Annotated in this window: 18 protein-coding genes; 11 read left to right on the top strand and 7 right to left on the bottom strand. The window is 68.9% G+C overall.

Annotated features, from left to right (window positions below; all coding sequences use genetic code 11):
• Positions 1 to 10: 10 nt before the first annotated feature.
• Complete coding sequence (locus tag K2Z83_RS08305; RefSeq protein WP_220594709.1) at positions 11 to 691, bottom strand: response regulator transcription factor; 681 nt, start codon at positions 689 to 691, stop codon at positions 11 to 13.
• On the bottom strand, positions 691 to 2,754 hold the full coding sequence (locus K2Z83_RS08300) for a histidine kinase (protein ID WP_220594708.1): 2,064 nt from the start codon (positions 2,752 to 2,754) through the stop codon (positions 691 to 693). The genes K2Z83_RS08305 and K2Z83_RS08300 overlap by 1 nt, the downstream gene beginning before the upstream one ends.
• A 487-nt stretch (positions 2,755 to 3,241) precedes the next feature.
• On the opposite strand from K2Z83_RS08300, the gene K2Z83_RS08295 reads away from it, so the two are divergent.
• From K2Z83_RS08295 to K2Z83_RS08285, 3 genes are all read left to right on the top strand, one after another.
• Complete coding sequence (locus K2Z83_RS08295; protein WP_220594707.1) at positions 3,242 to 4,723, top strand: sensor histidine kinase; 1,482 nt, start codon at positions 3,242 to 3,244, stop codon at positions 4,721 to 4,723.
• 519 nt (positions 4,724 to 5,242) lie between these two features.
• Positions 5,243 to 5,977, top strand: a complete 735-nt coding sequence (locus K2Z83_RS08290; RefSeq protein ID WP_220594706.1) for a SpoIIE family protein phosphatase — start codon at positions 5,243 to 5,245, stop codon at positions 5,975 to 5,977.
• A 61-nt stretch (positions 5,978 to 6,038) separates the two neighbouring features.
• Positions 6,039 to 7,457: an LCP family protein gene (locus K2Z83_RS08285; RefSeq protein ID WP_220594705.1), complete on the top strand. Its 1,419-nt coding sequence runs from the start codon at positions 6,039 to 6,041 to the stop codon at positions 7,455 to 7,457.
• 76 nt (positions 7,458 to 7,533) lie between these two features.
• Here the strand turns inward: K2Z83_RS08285 and K2Z83_RS08280 are convergent, their stop codons facing one another.
• Complete coding sequence (locus tag K2Z83_RS08280) at positions 7,534 to 8,559, bottom strand: fatty acid desaturase (RefSeq protein ID WP_220594704.1); 1,026 nt, start codon at positions 8,557 to 8,559, stop codon at positions 7,534 to 7,536.
• Positions 8,560 to 8,719: 160 nt separating this feature from the next.
• Between K2Z83_RS08280 and K2Z83_RS08275 the strand changes: the two genes are divergently transcribed.
• The 3 genes from K2Z83_RS08275 to coaA all read left to right on the top strand — a co-directional run bounded on the left by K2Z83_RS08275 (position 8,720) and on the right by coaA (position 13,005).
• Positions 8,720 to 10,330: a gamma-glutamyltransferase family protein gene (locus K2Z83_RS08275; RefSeq protein ID WP_220594703.1), complete on the top strand. Its 1,611-nt coding sequence runs from the start codon at positions 8,720 to 8,722 to the stop codon at positions 10,328 to 10,330.
• A gap of 147 nt (positions 10,331 to 10,477) precedes the next feature.
• Positions 10,478 to 11,989, top strand: coding sequence for an acyl--CoA ligase (locus tag K2Z83_RS08270; protein ID WP_220594702.1), 1,512 nt, complete (start codon positions 10,478 to 10,480; stop codon positions 11,987 to 11,989).
• Between the two features lie 62 nt (positions 11,990 to 12,051).
• On the top strand, positions 12,052 to 13,005 hold the full coding sequence (gene coaA / locus K2Z83_RS08265; protein ID WP_220594701.1) for a type I pantothenate kinase: 954 nt from the start codon (positions 12,052 to 12,054) through the stop codon (positions 13,003 to 13,005).
• 36 nt (positions 13,006 to 13,041) lie between these two features.
• On the opposite strand, the gene K2Z83_RS08260 is transcribed toward coaA, so the two are convergent.
• A complete protein-coding gene (locus tag K2Z83_RS08260; protein WP_220594700.1) occupies positions 13,042 to 13,404 on the bottom strand; it encodes a four helix bundle protein in 363 nt (120 codons plus the stop codon).
• Positions 13,405 to 13,521: 117 nt separating this feature from the next.
• Between K2Z83_RS08260 and K2Z83_RS08255 the strand changes: the two genes are divergently transcribed.
• The 4 genes from K2Z83_RS08255 (at position 13,522) to K2Z83_RS08240 (ending at position 20,309) form a co-directional block, all read left to right on the top strand.
• Entirely contained in the window at positions 13,522 to 14,502 is a 981-nt protein-coding gene (locus K2Z83_RS08255; RefSeq protein ID WP_220594699.1) for a 2-dehydropantoate 2-reductase, read from the top strand.
• A gap of 74 nt (positions 14,503 to 14,576) precedes the next feature.
• Positions 14,577 to 16,514: a hypothetical protein gene (locus K2Z83_RS08250; protein ID WP_220594698.1), complete on the top strand. Its 1,938-nt coding sequence runs from the start codon at positions 14,577 to 14,579 to the stop codon at positions 16,512 to 16,514.
• Positions 16,515 to 16,720: 206 nt separating this feature from the next.
• Positions 16,721 to 19,012, top strand: a complete 2,292-nt coding sequence (locus tag K2Z83_RS08245) for an ATP-dependent helicase (RefSeq protein ID WP_220594697.1) — start codon at positions 16,721 to 16,723, stop codon at positions 19,010 to 19,012.
• Positions 19,013 to 19,286: 274 nt separating this feature from the next.
• On the top strand, positions 19,287 to 20,309 hold the full coding sequence (locus K2Z83_RS08240) for a TIGR03617 family F420-dependent LLM class oxidoreductase (RefSeq protein WP_220594696.1): 1,023 nt from the start codon (positions 19,287 to 19,289) through the stop codon (positions 20,307 to 20,309).
• Positions 20,310 to 20,338: 29 nt separating this feature from the next.
• Here K2Z83_RS08240 and K2Z83_RS08235 read toward each other — a convergent pair whose 3' ends face one another.
• The 3 genes from K2Z83_RS08235 to K2Z83_RS08225 all read right to left on the bottom strand — a co-directional run bounded on the left by K2Z83_RS08235 (position 20,339) and on the right by K2Z83_RS08225 (position 23,002).
• Positions 20,339 to 20,725, bottom strand: a complete 387-nt coding sequence (locus tag K2Z83_RS08235) for a hypothetical protein (RefSeq protein WP_220594695.1) — start codon at positions 20,723 to 20,725, stop codon at positions 20,339 to 20,341.
• On the bottom strand, positions 20,725 to 22,509 hold the full coding sequence (locus tag K2Z83_RS08230) for a signal peptidase I (RefSeq protein WP_220594694.1): 1,785 nt from the start codon (positions 22,507 to 22,509) through the stop codon (positions 20,725 to 20,727). The genes K2Z83_RS08235 and K2Z83_RS08230 overlap by 1 nt, the downstream gene beginning before the upstream one ends.
• A gap of 91 nt (positions 22,510 to 22,600) precedes the next feature.
• Positions 22,601 to 23,002 carry a hypothetical protein gene (locus tag K2Z83_RS08225; RefSeq protein WP_220594693.1) on the bottom strand — a complete coding sequence of 134 codons (402 nt, stop codon included), beginning with the start codon at positions 23,000 to 23,002 and terminating at the stop codon, positions 22,601 to 22,603.
• A 264-nt stretch (positions 23,003 to 23,266) separates the two neighbouring features.
• Here K2Z83_RS08225 and ffh point away from each other — a divergent pair.
• Positions 23,267 to 24,543: signal recognition particle protein (gene ffh, locus K2Z83_RS08220; RefSeq protein WP_220594692.1), on the top strand; the 1,277-nt coding region annotated here is incomplete at its 3' end.

Below are 24,543 nucleotides of genomic sequence, written 5' to 3'. Positions count from 1 at the left end.
GATGTGACAGCTACAGCTGATGCTGCACAGCCCAGAGGGCGGCCTGGGTGCGGTCGCGCACATCGAGCTTGCCGAGGATGCTGCTGATATGGTTCTTGACCGTGCCGACGCTGATCGCCAGGGCGTCGCTGATCTCCAGGTTGGTGTGGCCCTTGGCGAGCATCTGCAGGATGCTGCGCTCACGCTCGGTGAGCAGGTCGGCGCGCGCGGAGGTTGGCGGCGGCGGGGGGGCGGCGGGCGGCGGCGCCGGCGGGTCGGCGGCCATACGCCCGAGGTAGGGCAGCAGGCGGGCCGTGATCTCAGGGTTGAGCAGGGCGCCGCCGGCGGCCACCGTGCGGATCGCGTCGGCCAGGGCGCGGTGGTCCACATCCTTGAGCAGGTAGCCGCGGGCGCCGGCGGCGATCCCGCGGAGCACATACGCGTCGTCGCGGAAGGTGGTCAGGAAGATCACCGCCGCGCGCGCCGAGGATGCGGTGAGGCGGCGGGTCGCCTCGACACCATCCATCACGGGCATCATCACATCCATCAGCACCACATCCGGGTCGAGGGCGGCCACCTGCGCCAGGGCCTCGGCGCCATCGCCGGCCTGCCCGACCACCTCAATGTCGGCCTTACGGTTCAGGAGCGACTGGATGCCGGTGCGGATCAGGGCCTGGTCATCCACAATCAGGACGCGGATCTTCTCGTCCATCACGCCACCCCCTCGACGGGCAGGGCCATCATGAGGCGGAAGCCGCCCTCGGGCAGGGGCCCGGCCTCGATCCCGCCGCCGAGCGCATCAGCCCGCTCGCGCAGCCCCACCAGGCCGTAGCTGCCCTGGGGCGCCGCCCCGCCCGCCGGCGATCCGCCCGGCGAGTCGGCCGGTCGGTCATCGTTGACGACTGTCACCCGCACATGGCTGGTGTTCATGCTGAGCTGCACGCTGATCTGGCTGGGCAGGGCGTGCTTCCACGCGTTGGCGATGCCCTCCTGCACCACCCGGTAGATCGTGCAGGCCACGGCGGGGCTCAGCTCCTCAAGGCCATCGTCGGCGCGCAGGGAGATCGACACGCTGGCGCTGCGCCGGCACTGCGCGGCCAGGCTCTCCAGGGCAGCGGCGAGGGTGTCGCCGGACAGGGGCAGCTCGGCATCGGCCACGGCCAACACGCTGCGCCACGCCTCGCGCAGATGATCGCGGCTCACCTGGAGCTGGGCCAGCGCATCGGCGGAGCTCTCGGCCGCCAGCTCCTCGGCCAGCTGGAGCTGGAGGTTGATCAGCACCAGCCGCGAGCCGAGGTCATCGTGAAACTCGCGGGCCAGGCGCGAGCGCTCGGCGGCCACCGCCAGCGTGCGCACCTCATTCGTCTGCTGCTCGATCTCGCTCGACAGCAGCGATGCCCGCAGCTCGGCATGGCGACGCTGGTCGAGCTGCCGGCGGGCCAGCAGCAGCGGGCCGGCCATCGTCACCGCCGCCACGGCGCAGACCAGCAGGCTCTCGCGGTCCATCGCCTGGGGGCGCATGCGGGCGAGCAGCAGCCCGATCGCCGCCGGCGTGCCGGTCAGGAAGAGCGCGATCTGACCGAGCGGCAGGCGCAGCGCGATCTGCCAGAGCACCAGCAGCAGCCCCAGCAGGATGGGCAACGCCTGCGTGGTGATCGCCATCGCCACCACGGCCAGGGTCTGGCCGGCCAGGCCGATCTGGAGCAGCAGCGGGTTGCGCGCCCGCAGGGTGTAGATGTAGGCCAGCAGCAGCAGGGCGTAGAGGGTCAGCAGGGGCAGGATGACATCGAGGGTCGGCGGGTGCTGGGTGAGCGTCACCAGCAGCGAGAGCGAGATAAAGACGACGGGCAGCACCCAGCTCAGCACCCGGTAGGGCCGCGACGAGATGACCAGCTCGTCGCGCGGGCCGGGGATGGCGAGCGCAAACACCGGCTCGCGCGGCGGCGGGTCCGCCTCGCTGTGCCGGAGCGTGGTGATCGCGCCGCGCAGCCGCTCGACCGCCAAACCCGCCGAGTCGCGGGTCTGCGCGACGGTGATCTGGAGCCGCGAGAGGTTGCTCTGGGCCTGGCCGATGGCCGCCGCGATGCTCTGCTCGGTGCGCGCCAGGGCGGCCTGCACCTCGTCGGTGAGGGTCTGTGCCAGGCGGCGGCGCTCCTCAAGGGCCACCCGCTGCTGGATCTCGCGCAGGGCCGTCGAGAGGCTGTCGTAGCGCTGCTGCATCTGCTGGAGCATCTGCTGGGCCTGCTCGCTGCGCCGGTGCTGCCGCACATAGATGATCGCCGCGATGATCGCGCAGGTGGCCGGGAAGGCCAGGGCCAGGTTGCTCTGCAGCCAGGTCAGGGCGCTCGCGGTGGCCATAAACACGCCGCCGCTCCAGAGCGCCCACACGCCGACGGCGAAGGGGATCCAGAGCCAGGGCCGGAAGAGCATGAGCGACTGGAGCACAATGGCCAGGTACACATAGTCGAAGAGCGGCGTCGGGAACAGCGCCTGGGCCACCGCCGTGAGCGCGCACTGGATGATCAGGTAGAGGATCTGCGCCCACAGCGCGAGCCTCCGGGCCGGGACGAAGAGCGTGAGGATCAGGTGCAGGCCGACAATCGCCGTCATCGCCCAGTAGCGCTGCGGCGAGCCATCCACGCTGAGCGGCCCGCGCATGCCCAGCCCGCTGAGCGGCGTCATCAGCAGGGCCAGCGCCACCACGCCCTGGAGGGCGAAGGGGTAGGCCACGTGTCGCCCGATCAGGGCGCGAAGCTGTTGGAATGCGCGAATCATTCCTGCTAGTGTAGCATAGACCGGGCCAGGGGTGAGTGGTCTGCGCGGGACGGAAGTACTACGCCAAAAGGGCGTGCCGGCTGCGTTGGATCGTGTGTGGGCCATCGGTGGCCCGCCTGATCCCCGCCAGCGGCCGGGCGGCTTTGCTGTTGCCTATGGAACTAACATTTTTTTCATTTCTGGCGCGGCCCCTATACAAAACCCCTCCTAGCAATTATACTATCGGCTGTAGTTACCTACAGCCTGTAGTATTCATTAGGAAGGAGATCTCGCATGAGCCGCATCATGACCATCGCTGGCCGTATCGCTCTCGTCCTTGGTGCCTTCGCGACGCTCTCCCAGGGGGCGGCCACACTCTTCAACATCACCTGGGGCTAAAACCAGCGGCGAACGCCGCGGCAAGCACTCAATACAGCGCCGGGAGGTCATACGACCTCCCGGCGCTGTATTTGTATGACCGCCAGTAGTACGATTGATGTGAGGATGTATGCGCACCTTGCCGCCACTCGCTCGCCTCTACCTGATGATCATCTGCCTTAGCGCGATCGGCATTGCTCTTGCGCTGCTGCCGATCTCTGGCGTGCTACGCGAGCAGGCGCTCCTTTCTATCGCCTGCCTGGTGGCGATGATACTGGCGGAGTCTGCGCAGGTGAGCCTCCAGGTGCGCACAGATCAGCAGGTGAACCTGACGGTCGGCGAGGCCGTGGCGATCTTCTCGATCAGCGTCCTCGGCCCGCCTGGCGCGCTGATCATCCTGATCGCTGCGGCGTTCGACTCGCTGCGTCGCCGGCGCACCTGGGAGCGCATCATCTTCAACGCCGCCATGCTGACGGTTGTCTACACCGGTGCTGCGCTGGTCTACCGGGCGCTCCAGACGCCGGGCGCGACCCCTTACAGCGGGCCGCTGGGCCTGCTCACCTTCCTCTGCGTCGCCGGCACCTACCACGGCGCGAACAGCCTGCTGGTGAGCCTGATGGTCGCCCTGGCCAGCGGCCAGCCCGTGCTACGCATCTACCGCGAGAGCCTGCAGCAGACGAGCTGGCCGCACCTGCTCACCTTCGCCATCGGCGCGGCGATGGCGGCGCTCTACGCCACCGACCCCTGGCTGCTGCTCTACGGCCTGCTGATCCTGATCGTCTCCCGCTCGACCTTCGCCACCGTGGCCGCCCTCAACAGCGAGACCCGCAAGCGCCAGGAGCTCGCCGAGGAGCGGGTGCGGCTCTACGAGGAGCTCCAGCGCCAGCAGGAGGAGCTCACCCGCGCCTCCAAGCTCGCCGCCCTCGGCGCGCTCTCCGCCGGGATCGCCCACGAGTTCAACAATATGCTCACCGCTATCCTCGGCCACGCCCAGCTCGGCGAGATCTCTGACAGCGTGACGGAGAAGGACTACTCGCTCAGTGTGATCAGCCGGGTCTGCCAGCGCGCCACGAGCATCACATCCAGCCTGCTCACCTTCGCCCGCAAGCGTGAGCCCGACCTGAGCCCGAACCTGCTCCAGACGGCGATCAATGAGACGCTCGACCTGGTGCGGCCCGACCTTGAGCGCGATCAGATCCGCCTGGACCTCGCGATCAATGACCTGCCGGCGATCTTGTGCGACCTCGGGCAGATCAACCAGGTGCTGCTCAACCTGATCACCAACGCCCGCGACGCCCTGCGCGGCCGGGCCAACGCCGAGATCCGGCTGGCCCTCGGGGCGAGCGAGGGCCACGCGGTGCTGACGATTATGGATAACGGGCCGGGCATCCCGCCCGAGGTGCTCGACAAGATCTTCCAGCCCTTCATCACCACCAAGTCGAAGGGCAACGGGCTGGGCATGGCGATCTGCTACGGGATTATCGAGAGCCACAGGGGCCATATCCATATCGATAGCGACCCCGATCACGGCACCGCGATCACGATCACGCTGCCCCTCGACGCCGACGGCTACGCGCTGGAGGAGCCGCAGGCCATGGCCGGCGTCGTCTGAGGGGACATATCCCATGCGCGCCAACAAAGCCCTGGGTGAACCTGTGCGCGTAGGTGCCTCAGCTGGCGACTGGCGTCGCAGCGCTGGGCCTCTGGCCCACCGCCCGCCTCCGCAGGCGGCTCCGGCGTCGGCGGAGGCCGACGCCCAGCGCGCAGCGCCGCTCCGGCGCGACGTCAGTCGCCAGCCGGTGGGGCTTGACCCAGCGCGTATTCGCGCGGACACGCGTTTTTCACGAGGACATGGTTCGTAACAACGTTACAGTTTGCGGCGTTCGTAGTGGGCGCTTCAGCACCTGTGCGGCTGAAGCCGCCACTACAAGCTGTAAGCCTGAAAGCTGGAACCTGAAACCTTGTCTATGATGACTGAAAGCATTGATGGAGGCGCAGCCTCTCTTGCCCGCGCGGCCGCGTCGCCCTGCGCTGCGCACACCCCGCGCCCCCGGTTGTGGTATCCTTACAGCGAGTGATAGAACATTCCGCACCGGTGAGAGAGGACAGCGCCCCGAGCGCGATGCGAGCCATGCTAGACATTCACGTTGCAGTCGCGAAGGTGGCCCACCACGGCGGGGGCGAGAGCGGCGACACCCTTGAGACGATCGAGCGGCCCGGCGGGGGATTCTCGTTTGTGCTCGTGGACGGACAGGGCACCGGGCGCGGCGCGAAGACGCTGAGCAACCTGCTGGCCACGCGGGCGATCTCGCTGCTGAAGGACGGCGCCCGCGACGGCGCCGCCGCACGCGCCGTCCACGACTACCTGTACACCTACCGCATGGGGCAGGTGGCGGCCACCCTGAACATCCTCTCGGTAGACTTTCAGAGCGGCAAGATCCTGATCTCGCGCAACAACCCGGCGCCCTTCTTTGTGATCGACCCCGAGGGCGTCACCAGCCATAACGAGCCCTCCATGCCGATCGGCCTCCAGCCGATGATCAAGCCGATGATCACCGAGCTGCCGGTGAGGGCCTACACCTACGTAGTGATCTTCACCGACGGGCTGCTGCGGGCCGGCGAGCGCTACGGCGAGGACATCGAGCTGCTCAACTACCTCTCGGCCTGGCCGGTGATGGACGGGCGCAGCCCCACCGAGATGAGCGAGGAGATCCTGCGCCGGGCGATGGAGCTCGACCGGGGCGAGCCTGGCGATGATATGAGCATCGTCGTGCTGGCCGTGCTCCCCGGCGTCGAGACATCCAGCATCCGCCGGCTCTCGGTGCGCGCGCCCTTCGAGGACCCGACATGGCCCTCGCCGGAGTAGGGGTGCAGGAGGATGGGTGCCGCGCGCGGCACCCATCCTCCTGCGCCCCTACGGTTACGTTATGAATCATGCCCCCGGATCACCCAGCCCGCGCACCGCGCGCGAGCGGGTTGCCGCCCGACGCGCGGCGCGGCGCCGCGCCCCCGCGCCGCGCCAGGGCTGCGGCCCGCGCATCCTCGCCGCCGCCGCCGCCCTCAGCGCCCTGCTGATCCTGGCCCTGGCCCTGGCCCTCAGCTGGGCCAGGGGCACCCTCGGCGCGATCGAGCAGGCCGACCCGCGCCGGCCCAGCGCCGCCGCCGGCCAGGCCGCCCCCACGCCCCCGCCAGCCCTGCGCGACCCGCTCAACGTCCTGCTGGTCGGCGTCGACCGCCGGCCCGACATGCAGGAGGGCGTGCGCAGCGATACGCTCATCCTCGTCCATATCGACCCGGCCCAGGCCTGGGCCGGCATGCTCTCCATCCCCCGCGACTCGGTGGCCGCCATCCCCCACCTCGGCCAGCAGAAGATCAACGCCGCCTACGCCTACGGGTTCCATAACGCCGCCGAGCTCTACGGCGAGGGCACCGCCCCCGAGGCCGCCGGCGGCGCCCTCGCCGCCCAGACGGTCGAGGGCTTCCTGGGCGTGACGGTGGACTATGTCGCCCAGATCGACTTCCGCGGCTTCCAGCGCGTCGTCGACACCCTCGGCGGGATAACGGTGGACGTGCCGCGCCCGCTGCTCGACCCGGCCTACCCCACCGACGACTACGGCTACGAGCGGCTCTACATCCCCGCCGGGCTCCAGGTGCTCGACGGGGCCACCGCGCTGCGCTACGCCCGCTCGCGCCACAGCTCCAGCGACTTCGACCGCTCACGACGCCAGCAGCTGGTGCTGCGGGCCATCCTCGCCGAGGTGCGCGCCCGCGGCCTGCTCAGCCAGGCCGCCCTCTTGCCCGCCCTCGCCGGCGACCTGCAGCAGAGCGTCAGCACCACGCTGCCCCTGGGCGACCTGGACACCCTGCGCGGGCTGGCCGACCTGGCCCAGCGCCTTGAGCCCGACCGGATCGTCCAGCTGAGCATCAACCCGAACGATGTGGCGGTGAGCCAGGAGATCGGCTCGGATATCTACTGGGACAGGGGCGATGTGTCGGCCCTGGTGGCCCGCCTGCTTGCCGGCCCCGAGGCCAACGCCGAGGTGGCCCGCGTCCAGGTGCAGAACGGCGCCGAGGTGCAGGGGCTCGCCGGGCGGGTGACGGACGCCCTGCGCGCCGGCGGCTTCCTCACGGTCGATGCGGCCGACGCCCTCGCGCCCGCCGCGCACAGCCAGCTGATCGACTACGGCCAGCACCCGCAGACGCTCAAGCGCCTGGCCGACCTGCTCCAGATCGAGCCGCGCTATGTCTTCAGCGAGCCGCCCGCCGACGCCCCGCCGGCCCCGCTGCGCACCGACATCGTCCTCATCCTCGGCGCGGACTACCGCGAGGCGTGGGCGGGGCCGTAGGGCGGGTGAGGCCCTACGCACACAGAACGACCGGCGCGATGCGCCGGTCGTTCTGTGTGCGTGTAACCAATGGACGCTACGCGCCGGGCGACTCGCTCGCCTGCGCCGGGCGGCGCAGCACGCCGCCGATCTCGTGCAGGTACGAGAGGATCTCACGGTACGACTGGACCATCGACGTCTCGTAGTAGGCCACGTCGCGCTGCGCGCAGAACGCCTTCACCAGCACGCTCAGCTCGCGCAGCCGGTGCATCGGCACCGAGGGGAACAGGTGGTGCTCGATCTGGTAGTTCAGCCCGCCGTACCAGAAGTCGGTGAGCGCGTGCGCGCGCACGTTGCGCGCGGTGAGCACCTGCAGGCGCAGGAAGTCGATCGGCATGTCGTCCGTCACCACCAGCATGCCCTTGTGGTTCGGCGCGAACACCGAGCCCAGGTAGACCCCGAAGACGGCCTGGCTCAGCAGGGCGAAGCCCAGGCCGCCCCAGAGCCCGAGGGCCATGATCGGCAGCGCAAACGTCCAGGCGAGGTTGACCGCGAGCAGCAGCCCCTCCAGCCGGCCCTGGCGGGCCTTCCCGTCGAGGATGTAGCGCAGGCTCACGTCGCGCAGCGCGTAGCCCTGGAAGGTGAGCAGCGGGAAGAACGCCCATGCCTGCCACATCACCACCAGCCGCTCGACCCCGCGCCGCGAGAGGGCCTGCTCCACCGTGAAGGCCACCACCGGCACATCCAGGTCGGGGTCCATGCCGTCGTGGTTGGGGTGGGCGTGGTGGACGTTATGCTTATAGGTCCACCAGTCGCGGCTGATGCCGAGCAGCAGGTTGCCCAGCACGATCCCGACCAGATCGTTCTGCCAGCGCTGGTGGAAGCACTGCCGGTGGCAGGCCGCGTGTGAGGTGAAGCCCAGCTGCGCCAGCACAAAGCCCAGGAAGAGCGCGTTGGCCACCTGGGCCCAGAACGAGTCGACGGTGAAGAGCACGGCCATGCTCAGCGCAAACATGCCCAGCTTGAGCGCCACCACGCCCACGTAGAACCACGGCTGCTTCTCCAGCAGCCCATGCTGCTTGACAATCTGTTTGAGCGCGATAAAGTCGGCGTTGTTGACCATACTCCGCAGTAGTTCCTTTCTGTCGCTTTGTCCCTCGCGTATACCCTATAGTACCTGAGTTTTGTCACCCACGCGCGGGGGCTCCCCGCGATACAGGCCCCTTGGGGATGTGGCATAATAGCCGCCACCCTCATCGATGATTGCCCAAAGGAGCGCACCAATGGAGCTGAACCTCCTGGCCCACCCCTACGCCGCGCGGCGCTCGCCCCTGGTGGCCGCCAACGGCGTGGTCGCCACCAGCCACCCGCTGGCCTCGCAGGCCGGCCTGCGCGTGCTGCAGGATGGCGGCAACGCGATCGACGCGGCCCTGGCCGCCGCCGCCGCCCTGGCCGTGCTTGAGCCGCCCTCCAACGGCCTCGGCGGCGACGGCTTCGCCCTGATCTGGGAGGGCGGTCGCCTGCATGGGATCACCGGCTCGGGCCGCGCCCCGGCCGGCCTGAGCGTGGAGGCCCTGGAGCGCGCCGGCCACAGCGCCATGCCCACCCACGGCTGGCTGCCTGTCACCGTGCCCGGCGTGGTCCGGCTCTGGGACGACATGCACGCCCGCTTCGGCTCGCGGCCGCTTGCGCAGCTCTTCGCCCAGGCGATCGCCTACGCCGAGGATGGCGCCCCGGTGCCGCCCTCGGTGGCCGCGTCGTGGGCGCGTGGGGTGGCCTTCGCCCAGCAGCGCCTCGGCCCTGAGTTCTCCGGCTTCCTGGGCACCTACGCCCCCGGCGGGCGCGCGCCCCGCCCCGGCGAGCGCTTCCGCAGCCCCGGCCACGCCCGCACCCTGCGCGCGGTGGCCGCCCAGGGCGCCCGCGCCTTCTACGAGGGCGAGATCGCCCAGGCGATCGCCGCCTTCTCCCGCGAGACCGGCGGCCTGATCACCGCCGAGGACCTGGCCGCCCACACCAGCGAGTGGGTCGAGCCGATCAGCGTCGACTACCGGGGCTACACCGTCCACGAGATCCCGCCCAGCGGCCAGGGCATCGCCGCCCTGATGGCCCTCGGCGCCCTGGAGAACCTCGACCTGGCCCGCCACCCGCGCGACTCGGACGCCAGCTACCACCTGCAGGTCGAGGCGATCAAGCTGGCCTTCGCCGACGCCTTCGCCTATGTGGGCGACCCGGCCAAGGTCGATGTGCCGATCGCCGCCATGCTCGACCGCGCCCGCCTGGCCGACCGCGCCAGGCTGATCGGCGAGGCGGCCGGCGACTTCGGCCCGGGCGAGCTGCCGCGCGGCGGCACCGTCTACTTCTGCGCCGCCGACCGCGACGGGCGCATGGTCAGCATGATCCAGTCCACCTACATGGGCTTCGGCTCGGGCGTGGTCGTGCCGGGCTGGGGCATCTCGCTGCACAACCGGGGCAACGGCTTCGTGACGACGCCCGGCCACCCGAACTGCGTCGCCCCCGGCCGGCGGCCCTTCCACACGATCATCCCCGGCTTCCTCACCAGGGGCGGCCAGCCCGTCGGCCCCTTCGGCGTGATGGGCGGCCACATGCAGCCCCAGGGCCACGCCCAGGTGGTCGTCAACAGCCTGGACTACGGGATGCACCCGCAGGCCGCCCTCGACGCGCCGCGCTGGCGCTGGGAGAAGGACGACACCCTGCGCCTGGAGCTGGAGACGCCGCGGCATATCGTCGAGGGCCTGGCCGCCCGCGGCCATCAGGTGATCGTCGAGGCCGCCCCCGGCGACTTCGGCCGCGGCCAGATCATCTGGCGTCAGGACGATGGCTCCTACGTGGCCGGCACCGACATGCGCTGCGACGGGGTGGCTGTGGGTTGGTGAATTGTAGATTGTAGATTGCAGATTGTAGATTACCGCGTGCCCTGGAACCACTGTTGGTATACTGTCTGCAATCTGCAATCTGCAATCTGCAATCTGCAATCTGCAATCTGCAATCTTGGAGCGCACATACGACCCGAAGGAGCGTCTATGTCCCGCGAGCCCGTTATCTCCACGCTGCTCGACATGATCGGCGGCGGCGCGCCCGACCGCCCCGCGCTGGTGGCCCCCGGCCGCCCCGACCTGAGCTACGCCGCCCTGCGGGCCAACGTCGCCGAGCTGGCCGGCCAGCTCCAGGGCATCGGGGTCGGCCCGGGCGACCGGGTCGCCATCGCGATGGGCAACGGCCCCGAGATGGTGATCGCCTTCCTGGCCGCCGCCACCGCCGCCACCGCCGCGCCGCTCAACCCGAAGTACCGCGCCGATGAGTTCGCCTTTTACTACGAGGACACCCAGGCGAAGGCGCTGATCATGCTGCCCGGCAGCATCGAGGCCGCCCGCGCGGCCATGCTCCCCGACATGCAGCTGGTCGAGGCCACAAATAATGAGGATGGCACACTCTCGTTCGGCATTCAACATTCAGCATTCAACATTCAACATTCGGCAACGCCCGACGACGTGGCCATGATCCTGCACACCAGCGGCACCACCAGCCGGCCCAAGCGCGTGCCCATCCGCCACCGCAACCTGGCCACCTCGGCCGCCAACATCATCGAGACCTACCAGCTCGGCCCCGAGGACCGCGCCCTCTGCGTGATGCCGCTCTTCCACATCCACGGCATCGTCGCCTCGATGCTGAGCACCCTGGCCTCGGGCGGCACCCTGATCTGCCCGCCCGGATTCGACGCCATGCGCTTCTGGGGATGGGTCGAGCAGTACAAGCCCACCTGGTACTCGGCGGTGCCGACCATGCACCAGCTGCTGCTGGCCCGCGCCGAGCGCAACCTGGATGTCATCAAGGCCAACCCCTTCAGGTTCATCAGGTCGAGCAGCGCGCCGCTGCCGCCGGTGGTGATGGAGCGCCTGGAGGCCACCTTCGGCGCACCGGTGCTGGAGAGCTACGGCATGACCGAGGCCAGCCACCAGATGGCCTCCAACCCGCTGCCGCCCGCCCCGCGCAAGTCGGGCAGCGTGGGCGTGGGCGTGGGCGTGGACGTGGGGATCATGGACGACGCGGGCAGGCTGCTGCCCCGGGGCGCGCGGGGCGAGGTGGTGGTGCGCGGCGGCAACGTGGTGGACGGCTACGAGAACAACCCCCAGGCCAACGCGGCCGCCTTCACCGACGGCTGGTTCCGCACCGGCGACCAGGGCTACCTCGACGAGGACGGCTACCTGGCGCTGACCGGGCGGCTCAAGGAGCTGATCAACCGCGGCGGCGAGAAGATCTCGCCCCTGGAGATCGACGATGTGCTGCTGCGCCACCCCGCCGTCGCCGAGGCCCTCGCCTTCGCCGTGCCCCACAAGACCCTCGGCGAGGACGTACACGCGGCGGTGGTGCTCAAGGCCGAGGCCAGCGAGAAGGATCTGCGCGAGCACTGCGCGCGCTCCCTGGCCGACTTCAAGGTCCCGCGCCAGATCCACATCCTGGAGGCCCTGCCCCGCGGGGCCACCGGCAAGCTCCAGCGCATCACCATGGCCAAGACCCTCGGGATCGACGCGTAGGGGCGACCCAGCGTGGTCGCCCGAGGCCCGCCGCAGTCGCCCACACCCCAACGAGAACGCCCATGCAAACGCCCACCGACGAGCGTCGCCTTGCTCCCTATACCTGCTTCTCGCGCGCCGAGTGGGCCAGGCTGCGCAACGGGTCACGCATGCCGCTGAGCGAGGGCCAGCTCCAGACGATGGTCAGCCTCAACGACAGCGTCTCGCTGGAGGACGTGGCCGATATCTACCTGCCGCTGGTGCGGCTCATCCAGCTCTACTACGAGTCTGCCCAGCAGCTCTACCAGGCCACCAGCGCCTTCCTGGGCGGCACCGCCCAGAAGGTGCCCTACGTGATCGGCATCGCCGGCAGCGTGGCCGTGGGCAAGAGCAGCACGGCCCGCATCGTCCAGGCCCTCCTGGCCAGCCGCTCCGTCGCCCCCAGGGTGGACCTCGTCACCACCGACGGGTTCCTCCTCCCGAACCAGGTGCTCCAGGAGCGCGGGATCATGCACCGCAAGGGCTTCCCCGAGAGCTACGACCGACGCCGGCTGCTCCAGTTCATCGCCGACATCAAGTCGGGGCTGCCCCAGCTCGCCGCGCCGATCTACTCGCACCTGGTGTACGATATCGTGGACGACCAGGTGCAGATGGTCGATCAGCCGGACATCCTCGTCGTCGAGGGGCTGAACGTGCTCCAGCGCGGCGGCCAGCCCAGCCGGCGCCCGCAGCTCTTCGTGTCGGACTTCTTCGACTTCTCGATCTATGTGGACGCCGACGAGAGCCTGCTCCAGCAGTGGTACGTCGAGCGCTTCCTGAAGCTGCGCGAGACGGCGTTCCGCGACCCGAGCTCCTACTTCCGGCGCTACAGCGAGCTGAGCGCCGAGGAGTCGGTGACCGTCGCCCGGCGAATCTGGCGCGAGATCAATGGGGTCAACCTCAGGCAGAACATCGAGCCCACCCGCGAGCGGGCCGACCTGATCCTGGAGAAGGGGCCGCGCCACACGCTTGAGCGGGTGTACCTGCGAAAATTGTAGATTGCAGATTGCAGATTGCAGATTGGCGCGGCGGCGTCAGCTACGTTTTGTGCGTGCTCGCAATGTGCGAAGTGATGCAACCGTCATAGCGACGATCTCGCCAGCTTCTGCCGTAAGCTTGCCGAGCCGATCGGCCGAGACAAGCCCACTGCCCTGGATCATCTCCAGCCAAAAGATCGTCTCGTCGGCCTCCTCAAGGACGATGTCAAGCTTGGCGATCATCGCGGCCTCGGAGTGCCCCCGGCAGGCGGCGCGGTAGTTTGCGCCAACCGAGGTCGCGGAGCGCAGAACCTGTCGCCCGATAATGTCAGCCGTGCGAGATGGGGGAAGAGCATCAACCAGCTTGATCACACGTAGTCCGAGCTGCTTTGTCCGCTCCTTGAACTGATCTTCATCCATAAGTAAAGATCACCTCGTCTATAATGGCAGTTCGCAGAGCATATACCGTCTCACCCTAACCCTTTGTTCTGGGCACCGTCTGCAATCTGCAATCTGCAATCTGCAATGGAGAAGTATATGCGCATCGCAATCGTCGGCGCCGGGGCGATCGGCGGCTACCTCGGGGTGCGGCTGGCCCTGGCCGGCGCCGAGGTGACCCTGATCGCCCGCGGCGCCCACCTGGAGGCCATCCGGCGCGACGGGCTGGCGCTTGAGTACGCCGACGGCCGCCGCGAGGTGGCCCGCCCGGCCCTGGCCACCGCCGACATGGCCGCCGCCGGCCCCCAGGACGCGGTGGTCGTCGCCGTGAAGGCCCAGTCGCTGCCCGCCATCGTCACGCCCATGCGCGCGCTCTACGGCCCCGACACGTCGGTCATCTTCGCCCAGAACGGCATCCCCTGGTGGTACTTCATGCGCCACGGCGGCGCGTATGAGGGCCGGCGGATCGCGGCGGTGGACCCCGGCGGCCACATCGCCGAGGCGGTCGAGATCGCGCGCGTGATCGGCTGCGTGGTCTACCCGGCCGCCACCATCGAGCGCCCCGGCGTCATCCGCCACATCGAGGGTAACCGCTTCACCCTCGGTGAGCCCGACGGCAGCCGGAGCGAGCGTGCCCTGGCCCTCTCGGCGCTCTTCACCGCCGCCGGCCTGAAAGCCCCCGCCCGCCCCGACATCCGCAGCGAGATCTGGATCAAGCTCTGGGGCAACCTCTCGATCAACCCGATCAGCGCGCTCACCCGCGCCACCGTGGATGTGATCATCGCCGATGTGGGCGCGCGCGCCCTCGCCGCCGCCATGATGGCCGAGGCCCAGCAGGTGGCCGAGGCCCTGGGCATCCGCTTCCCGCTCAGCATCGAGCGCCGGCTGAAGATGGCCGAGGATATCGGCGCCCACCGCACCTCGATGCTCCAGGATGTCGAGGCCGGCAAGCCCACCGAGGTGGACGCCCTCGTCGGCGCCGTGGCCGAGCTCGGCCGCCTCGTCGGCGTCCCCACGCCCCACATCGACGCGGTGTACGCGGCGACCAAGCTGTTGGACCGGGTGACATCGGGGATGTAGGGGCGCAGCAGGGCGGGTGCCGCGCGCGACACCCGCCCTGCTGCGCCCCTACCCCATATCCATGGGCAACCTGTATGCGCAAGATTACCATCCTCGACCGGCTCCGCTACCGCTTCGACAACATCATGGCCCGCGGCACGATCGCCCTGATCGGCTGGCTGTTCATCGCCTCGATCCTGCTGATCGCCGTGGCCTCAGTGGCCCTGGTGCTGCTCGGCGAGCGCCCCGCCGGCCAGGTCGATCCGCCCACCTTCGCCGAGATCGCCTGGATGAGCCTGCTGCGCACCCTCGACCCCGGCACCATGGGCGGCGACCAGGGCAGCCCGCTCTTCCTCGGCGTGATGCTCGCCGTCACCTCGGGCGGGATCTTCCTGGTCAGCACGCTGATCGGCGTGATCAACACCGGCCTCGACCGCCGGCTCGACGAGCTGCGCAAGGGCCGGTCGTTTGTGGTCGAGAAGGGCCACATCGTCATCCTCGGCTGGTCCTCGCAGATCTTCACGGTCATCTCCGAGCTGGCCATGGCCAACGACCACGACAAGAACACCTGCGTGGTCATCCTCGCCGATGTGGACAAGGTCGAGATGGAGGACCAGATCCGCGCCCAGGTCGGCCGGCTCGCCCGCACCCGCATCGTCTGCCGCACCGGCAGCCCGATCAGCATGCAGGATCTGGAGATCGTCAACCTGCACGCCGCCCGCGTGATCATCATCCTGGCCCCCGAGGACGGCGACGCCGACTCGCAGGTGATCAAGACGATCCTGGCGATCACCAACAACAGCCAGCGCCACGCCGAGCCCTACCATATCGTGGCCGAGCTGCGCGACCCGAAGAACCTCCGGGTGGCCCAGATGGTCGGCCGCGGCGAGGCCCAGTTCGTCCAGATCACCGACCTGATCTCGCGGATCATCGTGCAGACCAGCCGCAGCACCGGGCTCTCGGTGGTCTACCTGGAGCTGCTCGACTACGCCGGCAGCGAGATCTACTTCTGGCCCGACGAGAGCCTGGCCGGGCGCAGCTTCGGCGACGCGCTGATGGCCTTCGAGGACAGCGTGCTGATCGGCGTCTTCAGCGCCGACGGCCAGGTGCTGCTGCGCCCGCCGATGGACCGGTTGATCGCGCCGGGCGACCAGCCGATCGTGATCGCCGAGGATGAGCGGGCGATCCGGCTCGCCGCCAGCCCGCCCCCCGCGATCCCCGACGCCTATCTGGTGAGCCCGCCGCCGCGCCAGCGCAGCCCCGAGCGCACGCTCATCCTCGGATGGAACGGCCACGGCCCCCTGGTCATCCACCGCCTGGAGGGCTACGTCGCCCCCGGCTCCCACGTCGATGTGGTCGCCAGCACGCCCGTCGCCGCCCAGGACATCGGCCGCTACTGCGCCGTGCTGAAGAACCAGACCGTCGCCGTGCAGGAGGACGACGCCACCGACCGCGATGTGCTCGACGCCCTCGACCTGCCGAGCTACCACCACGTCGTCGTGCTCAGCTACTCCGACACCCTCGACCCGCAGACGGCCGACGCGCGCACCCTGATCACCCTGCTGCACCTGCGCGACATCGCCGACCGGCTCGACCACCCCTTCTCGATCGTCAGCGAGATGCTCGACATCCGCAACCGCGACCTGGCCCGCGTCACGCGGGTGGACGACTTTATCGTGAGCGACCGGCTGATGAGCCTGATGCTGGCCCAGATCGCCCAGAACCGCCACATGACTGAGATCTTCGGCGAGCTGTTCGACCCGACCGGCTCCGAGATCCAGATGCGCCCGGCCCGCGACTATGTGCGCACCGATGTGCCGCTGACCTTCTACACGCTCACGGCGGCGGCCCGCCGGCGCGGCGAGGTGGCGATCGGCTACTGGGTGCGCGAGGACGCCCAGCGCGACGAGAGGAACCACGGGGTCTACCTCAACCCGCACAAGTCGCGCCCGATCGTGCTCACCGACGCCGACCAGATCATCGTGCTCACCAGCGACCAGTGGGTGGACCCGGGCGAGCCGGAGCCGGCATGATCGCCGCGCCCCTCGCCCTGAGGAGATAGCGCCACGTCATTAGCTCCCTCGCCCGGCCCGTGAACGGCCGGGACTGGGCAGGTTGGGCGATACCACAATGGCGTGGCCCTGCTCTACCGCGCGCGCCTTGACAGCCTCGCCCCCTGCCTCTACCATTGACAGAGCAGGCGGCACAGACGTTCGCCGGGATATCAGGGGAGACAACCATGGCCGACGAGCTCTTCAGCGGGCTGAACCCCGCCCAGCGCCGCGCCGTCGAGGCGGTGGACGGCCCGGTGCTGGTGCTGGCCGGGCCGGGCAGCGGGAAGACCCGCGTGCTCACCCACCGCATCGCCTACCTGATCCGCGAGGTCGGGGTTGACCCCTTCAGCATCCTGGCCGTCACCTTCACCAACAAGGCCGCCCGCGAGATGCGCGAGCGCCTCGATGTGCTGATCGGCTCCGACGCCCAGGCCCTCACCGCCGGCACCTTCCACAGCCTCTGCGCCCGCTTCCTCCGGCGCGATATCATCCACCTCGGGCGCGAGCGCGACTTCGCGATCTACGACAGCGACGACCAGGAGCGGCTCATGCGCCGCGTCCTCAAGGAGCTGAACCTCGACGAGAAGAAGAACCCGCCGCGCGCCATCCACGCCCGCATCTCCAGCGCCAAGAACGAGCTCGTCTCGCCCGCCGAGTACGCCCGGCTCAACCGCACCTACTTCGACGAGATCGTCGTCCGCTGCTACGAGCGCTACCAGCAGCTGCTGCGCGAGAGCAACGCCCTCGACTTCGACGACCTGCTCGTCGAGATGGTCCACGTCTTCCAGCAGCACCCCGAGGTGCTGGCCCGCTACCAGAACCGCTACGCCTACCTGCTGGTCGATGAGTATCAGGACACCAACCGCGTCCAGTACACGCTGATCAAGATGCTCGCGGGCGAGCGGCGCAACCTGTTCGCCGTCGGCGACGATGACCAGTCGGTCTACGGATGGCGCGGCGCAGACATCCGCAACATCCTGCAGTTCGAGCAGGACTACCCCGACTCCCAGGTGATCCTGCTGGAGCAGAACTACCGCAGCACCCAGGCCATCCTCGACACGGCCCAGGCCCTGATCGCCGGCGGCGGCAAGAAGAAGCACCTCAAGAAGCTCTGGACGGAGAACGGGGCCGGGACGCAGGTCAGCCTGCACGAGGGCTACGACCAGAGCGAGGAGGCCAGCTTTGTGGCCGACGAGATCTCTCGCCTGGTGGCCGGCGGCGACTACAGCTACGGCGACTTCGCGGTGATGTACCGGATCAACGCCCAGTCCCGCGCCTTAGAGGAGGCGCTGATCGGCCGCGGGGTGCGCTATGTGATCGTCGGCGGCACGCGCTTCTACGAGCGCAAGGAGATCAAGGACGTGCTGGCCTACGTCCGCCTGGCCTACAACCCCTACGACAGCGTCAGCCTGGGGCGGGTGCTGAACTGGCCCGGCCGCGGCATCGGCGACCGCAGCGAGGCCGAGCTGCTGCGCTGGGCCGCCGAGCTGGGCGTGCCGGTCTTCGAGGCCCTCAGGGAGTTGGAGGATCTGGATCGTAAGGGCGCAGCAGCCCCGGCAGATCAGGCTGGCCTCAAGGCGCCCTCCGCTGCTGCGCCCCTGCCCTTTACCCTGCGGGTGCGCAACTCCCTGCTGGGCTTCCTGGCGATCATCGACCAGTTCATCGCCGCGCGGGCCACCATGCCGCTGGTCGAGCTGATCGACCTGATCCTGGGCCGCCTAGATGTGCGGGAGACTCTGCTGAAGGAGCACGGCCCCGATGAGGCCGAGGATCGCTGGAGCAATGTGCAGGAGCTGCGCAACGTGGCCGCCGAGTACGTCAACATGCCGCTTGAGGCCCAGCTTCCCACCTACCTGGAGGAGATCGCCCTGGTGGCCGAGGTCGACAAGGTGGACGGCAAGGCCGACGCGGTGACGTGCATCACCCTGCACCAGGCCAAGGGGCTGGAGTACCCGGTCGTCTTCCTGGTCGGCCTGGAGGAGGGGCTGCTGCCCCACAGCCGCTCCAGCGACGACCGCGACAAGGTCGAGGAGGAGCGCCGCCTGCTCTACGTGGGCATGACCAGGGCCCGCCAGCGGCTCTACCTGTGCTACGCCTTCCGCCGGGTCAGCTACGGCCGGACGAGCATGAGCACGGTCACACGCTTCCTGTCCGACATCCCCAAGGAGCTGATCCGGCAGCCGAAGAAGCGCGGGGCGGCGAGCCCGCAGGCGAGCATGTTCACCGGGCGCGGCGGCTACGGCGGCTCGTCGCCGCGAGGGCCGTCGCCCTCGCCATCGGCGGGCACCCGCCCGCAGCGCGCCCCCGCGCCCACCGAGGTCAGCTTCTTCGCCGGCCAGCGCGTGCGCCACGCCACCTTCGGCGAGGGCGTGGTGATGAGCAGCCGGCTGGTGGAGGGCGACGAGGAGGTGACGGTGAGCTTCGCGGACAAGGAGCGGCGCCTGCTGGCCAGCTTCGCCCGCCTAGAGAAGGTCTAGCAGGCGCTGCGCCCCGCGCCCTTTTTGCGGGCGCTGCGCCCCGCACCCTTTTTGCGGGCGCTGCGCCCCGCGCCCCGTGTCTCCGGATGCGGGCGCTGCGCCCCGCGCCCCGTGTCTCCGGATGCGGATTCGGCCCTTCTGAAACCTTGTCTAACGACTTTTTTACCTAACCAAGGTTTTTGTGGGAGAGCTTCGCACTCCCACACCCTCACCGTGCAACGTACTGCGGGTATAATAGGGCTGCGCCCGCGCCTACTCAACGAGGAGAACCCTAATGCTGCTCGATGTCTCATTTGCCATCGACTCGAACCCGCTGCCGGTGGCCGCCGAGGTTGCCCGCGCCGCCGAGGAGATCGGCTTCGATGCCCTGTGGACGCCCGAGACCGGCCATAACGGGTTCATGCCCCTGGCCCTGGCCGCGGAGCACACCAGCCGGATCAGCATCGGCACGGCGGTGGCGATCGCCTTCCCGCGCAGCCCGATGGTCACCGCCCAGATCGCCTGGGACCTGGCCGCCTTCTCGGGGGGCCGCTTCATCCTCGGCCTGGGCACGCAGGTGAAGGCCCACATCGAGCGGCGCTTCAGCACGCCCTGGGACGCGCCGGTGGGCCGGCTCCACGACTATATCCTGGCCCTGCGGGCGATCTGGCAGAGCTGGCAGAGCGGCGAACGGCTGAACTATCGCGGCAAGTTTTACCAGCACACGCTGATGACGCCCTTCTTCAGCCCCGGCCCGATCGCCCACCCCGACATCCCGATCTATATCGCCGGGGTGAACAGCGGCCTGGCCCAGCTGGCCGGCGAGCTCTGCGATGGCTTCCACGCCCACCCGCTCAACAGCGCCAAGTACACGACCGAGGTGCTGCGCCCGCAGATCGCCGCCGGCGCGGCCAAGTCTGGCCGTGACCCTGCGGCATGCGCGGTCGCCGGCAGCGCCTTTGTGATCACCGGCCCGGACGCGGCGACCCGCGAGCACGTGCGCGGCTTTGTGCGCCAGCAGATCTCGTTCTACGGCTCCACGCCCTCGTACCGGCCGGTGCTCGATTGCCACGGCTGGGGCGAGGTGGGCGAGCAGCTCTCGCAGCTGGCCGCCCAGCAGCGCTGGGCCGAGATGCCGGCCCTGGTGACGCCCGAGATGGAGGACGCCTTCGCGATCGAGGCCGACCCCGCCGATGTCGGCCCGGCCCTCCTCGCCCGCTACGGCGGCCTGCTCGACCGGGTCGGCCTGTATATTCCCTTCGTGCCCGGCCAGATGGACGGCTTCTGGCGCAAGCTCGCCGCCGACCTGCGCGCGTAAGGGCGCAGCAGCGCCGCGATGCTGCGCCCCTACTCACACGTGGGGTCGATAATGTCGGTGCCGGGGCCGCCGATGCAGACGTCGTCCCCCTCGCCGCCGACCAGCGTGTCGTCGCCGCCGCCGCCGAGGATGCAGTCGTCGCCACCCAGCCCGTCGATCAGGTCGTCGCCGTCGCCGCCGAGGATCAGGTCGTCGCCGCTCGTGCCGGTGATCGTGCCGCTGCCGGTCACGAGATGGCTGGGGGTCAGCCCGCCGCACGCGGCCGGGGCGAGGTCGTAGACCCGCACCGTATGGCTCATGCTGCCGAGGTTGGTCGGCGCGATCGTGTTGGCGGCCGCCGAGGCGAAGACGATCTGGCCGACGGCCATGCAGATCAGGGCGATCAGGCCGAGCCTGAGGAGTGCGAAGGTGTTCATTATTGGGCCTGTCCTCTCAGTGTGTGTCGCTGCCAGGCCGTGAGCCGCGCGTCGTTCCACGCCTGGGCAAACTCGGTCGAGCGCTCGCGCTCGCGGTAGGCGGTGACCATATCGATCCCGACGCTGTGGCAGGCCTCGGCCGCCAGCCCGCTCTCGCGCAGGGCCTGGAGAAAGCGATCCTGCCAGGCCTGCTCGGCGGGGGACTGGCCCTCAGGCACGGCTGGATCTGGCTGCGCGGGCGGCGCGGCGGCCTCGGGCGCGACCTCCCCGTAGACGTAGGCGACGGCGCCGTCCTGGACGATGTAGCGCGCGGGCTGCGTCGATCGGTCGCGCAGGATGAGCGCCCCGTGGCGCTCGGCGAGCTTGGCCAGTCCCTCGATCGAGCCGATCTGCACCAGCCGCGCCGCCCGCATGTCGGGCGGGCCGGCCAGATCGACGATCTGAGCGCCGTAGCGCATCTGGATGCGGGCCTGCTCGCCCTGGCCGCCCGCACGCAGTAGCGGCAGGCCGACGATAGCCGCCAGCCCCAGGGAGATCGCGGCGGCGATCAGCCCGGCCTGGCGGGCCAGGCTCACATCGAGCGTCAGGCCGAGCGGGCTGATCGTGCTCGGCTCGCTTCTTGTTCGCTTCAGGGCCCCCTCCTGCGCCGGCTGGAGCAGATCCTTGCCTGCATCGCCGACGATCAGCTGGAGCTGAACCTCGTTCAGGCGAAACTCCATCTTCGGCGCGAAGCTGTCGTGCAGCGGCTCGCCGCCAAGGGCGCCCTCGATCGAGATACGTGGGGTGATGCTCAGGATGTACTGCTGGTGCTGGAGTCCGGTCTGCGCCTCGAACTGCGCGATCATGGCGCTGATCTGACTCAGCTCGATCATCCCGTAGGCCGAGAGCTTGCCGCCGCTGAAGGGCTGCGGCTCGGCCAGGGTGAGCGTGCGATTCCAGCCGCTCTGGGTGCTAACCGCCGCGACCATGTCGTATCTGCCGCGCAGGTCGGCCGGCAGATCGCTCGCGAGCTGGTAGTCGAAGGCGACGCTCATCTTCTGCGAGAGCTGGAGGAAGATCGGCTCGCCCGACTGCACGCTGTCCGTGTCATAGAGGCCAGCTGGCGCGTCGGCGGCGTAGTGGAAGCTGCCCTGCTGAGTGTACGCCAGGCTGTCGGTGATGTCCTGGCTGGTGGGCTTGGTGAAGGCGAAGGCCGCGAGGGCCAGGGAGACCATGGCCAGCACGCCGAGCAGCGAGAGCGCCCACTCGCGGGTGCCGCCGCCGCTGCCAGTCGGCTGGTCTGCCGGCGGCCCGCCCTTCCTGCGGCGGCCCTTGCCCTCTTTCGACTGTGGGCTGAGCATCATCATCATCACCCATCCTCCCAGCGCCAGCGCCAGTAGCAGCGGCGACTGGCGCACCCAGACGAGCAGCTTGCCGACGGACGGGACAAAGATCCACGAGCGGCCCATCAGCTCGGACGTGAGCGGGTGGTAGGGGTCGATAAAGTCGTTGTGGTCGCCCCGAAAGACCCAGCGCTCGCCGTCGCGCCCGATGATTCGGTGGATCACCGGCCCGATCTCCGGGTGCTGGTAGGTGACGATGTCGCCGACCCCGTAGCTCGGCTCGGCCCGGATGATCACCAGATCGCCCTTATGGTAGAGCGGCTCCATGCTATTGCCATTGACGATCACGAAGCCCGCCTGCCCGCCGAGCTGCATGGGCGCGAACAGCAGCCAGGCACCAAACAGCGCCCCAAGGAGCAGGGCGGTCATCAGCTGCGTGGGGATGGCGAGTCGTGTGCCCATAGCGGTGTTGGCCCGGATAAAGGCGGCGGGCGTAGCGGGGGTTTCCCCGCTACGCCCGCCCCGTCAGTGCTGGCGTAGCGCCTATAGCGCGTTAGTCACGGGCGACGATGCGCAGCGTGGTGACCGTCGAGACCGCCACGTCGAGCGCGGTGGGGTCGCCAATCGTCCAGACATCCCCGGTGCCACCGTTGCTGGCCGTATACCAGTCGCCGCCGCTGAGCAGCTGCACCTTGACCAGGGAGGGCGTAACACCGGCGTTGTCGGGCGTCAGGGTGAAGGTGACCGTGTCGAGCTTGTCCGGGTTGGTCGCGTTCAGCCCGTAGGCCACATCCGTGGCGAGGACGGTGTAGCCGCTGATGTCGCCGTCGCCGTCACCGGCGTTCGTGTCGCCGATGCTGTTGGATGCGGCGAAGCCATAGGCCACAGAGCTCATGATCAGGGCGAGGGCGACGGCGACGATGGTGCGGGGGCGGAGGATGGATGAGATGTTCACTGGGTTGCCTCCTTAGGGGCTGGGTCTGTATCGGGCCGCTCGTTGCGGCTGATGTCAACACTGTATACCTGTGGTGTTCTGTAGTACAAGTAGGTAAGAGTACCTATCGCTCTTTGTAGTTTTTCTCGCGGAAAGGTTAAAAGGGTAGTACCTGAGTACCAGTGATGCCAGTCGCGACCCCGCGATCTATTTGACTCGCCCCTTGCCGACCGGTACAATGACAAGCGATAGCGTGGTGTGCCACCCAGCGAAACGAGCGGATATATGTTTGAGAGTCTCTCAGACCGGCTCCAGACGGTCTTTCAAAAATTAGGCAGCAAGGGCCGGCTCGACGAGGACGATGTCCGCGAGGCGATGAAGCAGGTGCGCCTGGCCCTGCTTGAGGCCGACGTGAACTTCAAGGTGGTCAAGGAGTTCGTCGCCAAGGTGACGGAGCTCTCCATCGGCGAGGAGGTCACCAAGAGCCTGACGCCGCACCAGCAGGTGGTGAAGATCGTCCACCAGGAGCTGATCAACCTGCTGGGCACCGACAACGTGCCGCTCCAGGAGTCGCGCCCTGGCCCGACGGTGATCATGCTGGTGGGGCTCCAGGGCACCGGCAAGACGACGCTGGCGGCCAAGCTGGCGCTGAACCTGCGCAAGAAGGGCCGGCGGGTGCTGCTGGCCGCCTGCGACGTCTACCGGCCGGCCGCGATCACGCAGCTCCAGTCGCTCGGCAAGCAGCTTGGCATCACGGTCTACACCGACCCGGGCAGCACCAACCCGCCCGAGATCGCCGCCCAGGCCGTCGAGCTGGCCAAGAAGGAGCTCTACAACACGGTGATCGTCGACACCGCCGGCCGTCTCCAGATCGATGAGCCCCTGATGCAGGAGCTGACGCAGATCGACGAGCGGGTCCACCCGGTCGAGCGGCTGCTGGTGGTCGACGCGATGACCGGCCAGGAGGCGGTGCGCGTCGCCGAGAGCTTTAACCAGCGGGTGAGCGTGACTGGCCTGGTGATGACGAAGATGGACGGCGATGCCCGCGGCGGCGCGGCCCTCTCGGTGCGCTCGGTCACCGGGGTGCCGATCAAGTTCATCTCCAGCGGCGAGAAGATTGATGGCAATACGCTGGAGGCCTTCTACCCCGACCGGCTGGCCTCGCGCATCCTGGGGATGGGCGATGTGCTCTCGCTGATCGAGAAGGCTGAGGAGCTCTACGACGCTGAGGATGCCAAGCGCATGGAGAAGCGCCTGCGCAAGGGGCAGTTCGACTTCGAGGACTTCCTCAACGCCATGCAGCAGATGCGCAAGCTCGGGCCGCTCCAGCAGATCCTGGGCATGATCCCCGGCATGAGCCAGCTCGCCCGCAACGAGGAGCTGGTGAGCGAGGACCAGCTCAAGCAGGTCGAGGCGATCATCTTCTCGATGACCGTCAAGGAGCGCCGCAACCCCGAGCTGATCAAGGGCAGCCGCCGCGAGCGGATCGCCCGCGGCAGCGGCACCTCGGTCCAGGAGGTAAACCAGCTCACCAAGCAGTTCCAGCAGATGCAGCGCATGAT

It is taken from the genome of Oscillochloris sp. ZM17-4 (assembly GCF_019599295.1).
Taxonomy (GTDB): domain Bacteria; phylum Chloroflexota; class Chloroflexia; order Chloroflexales; family Chloroflexaceae; genus Oscillochloris.
The sequence above is the reverse complement of the archived record's forward strand: the minus strand, read 5'-3'. Positions and strand labels throughout refer to the sequence as shown.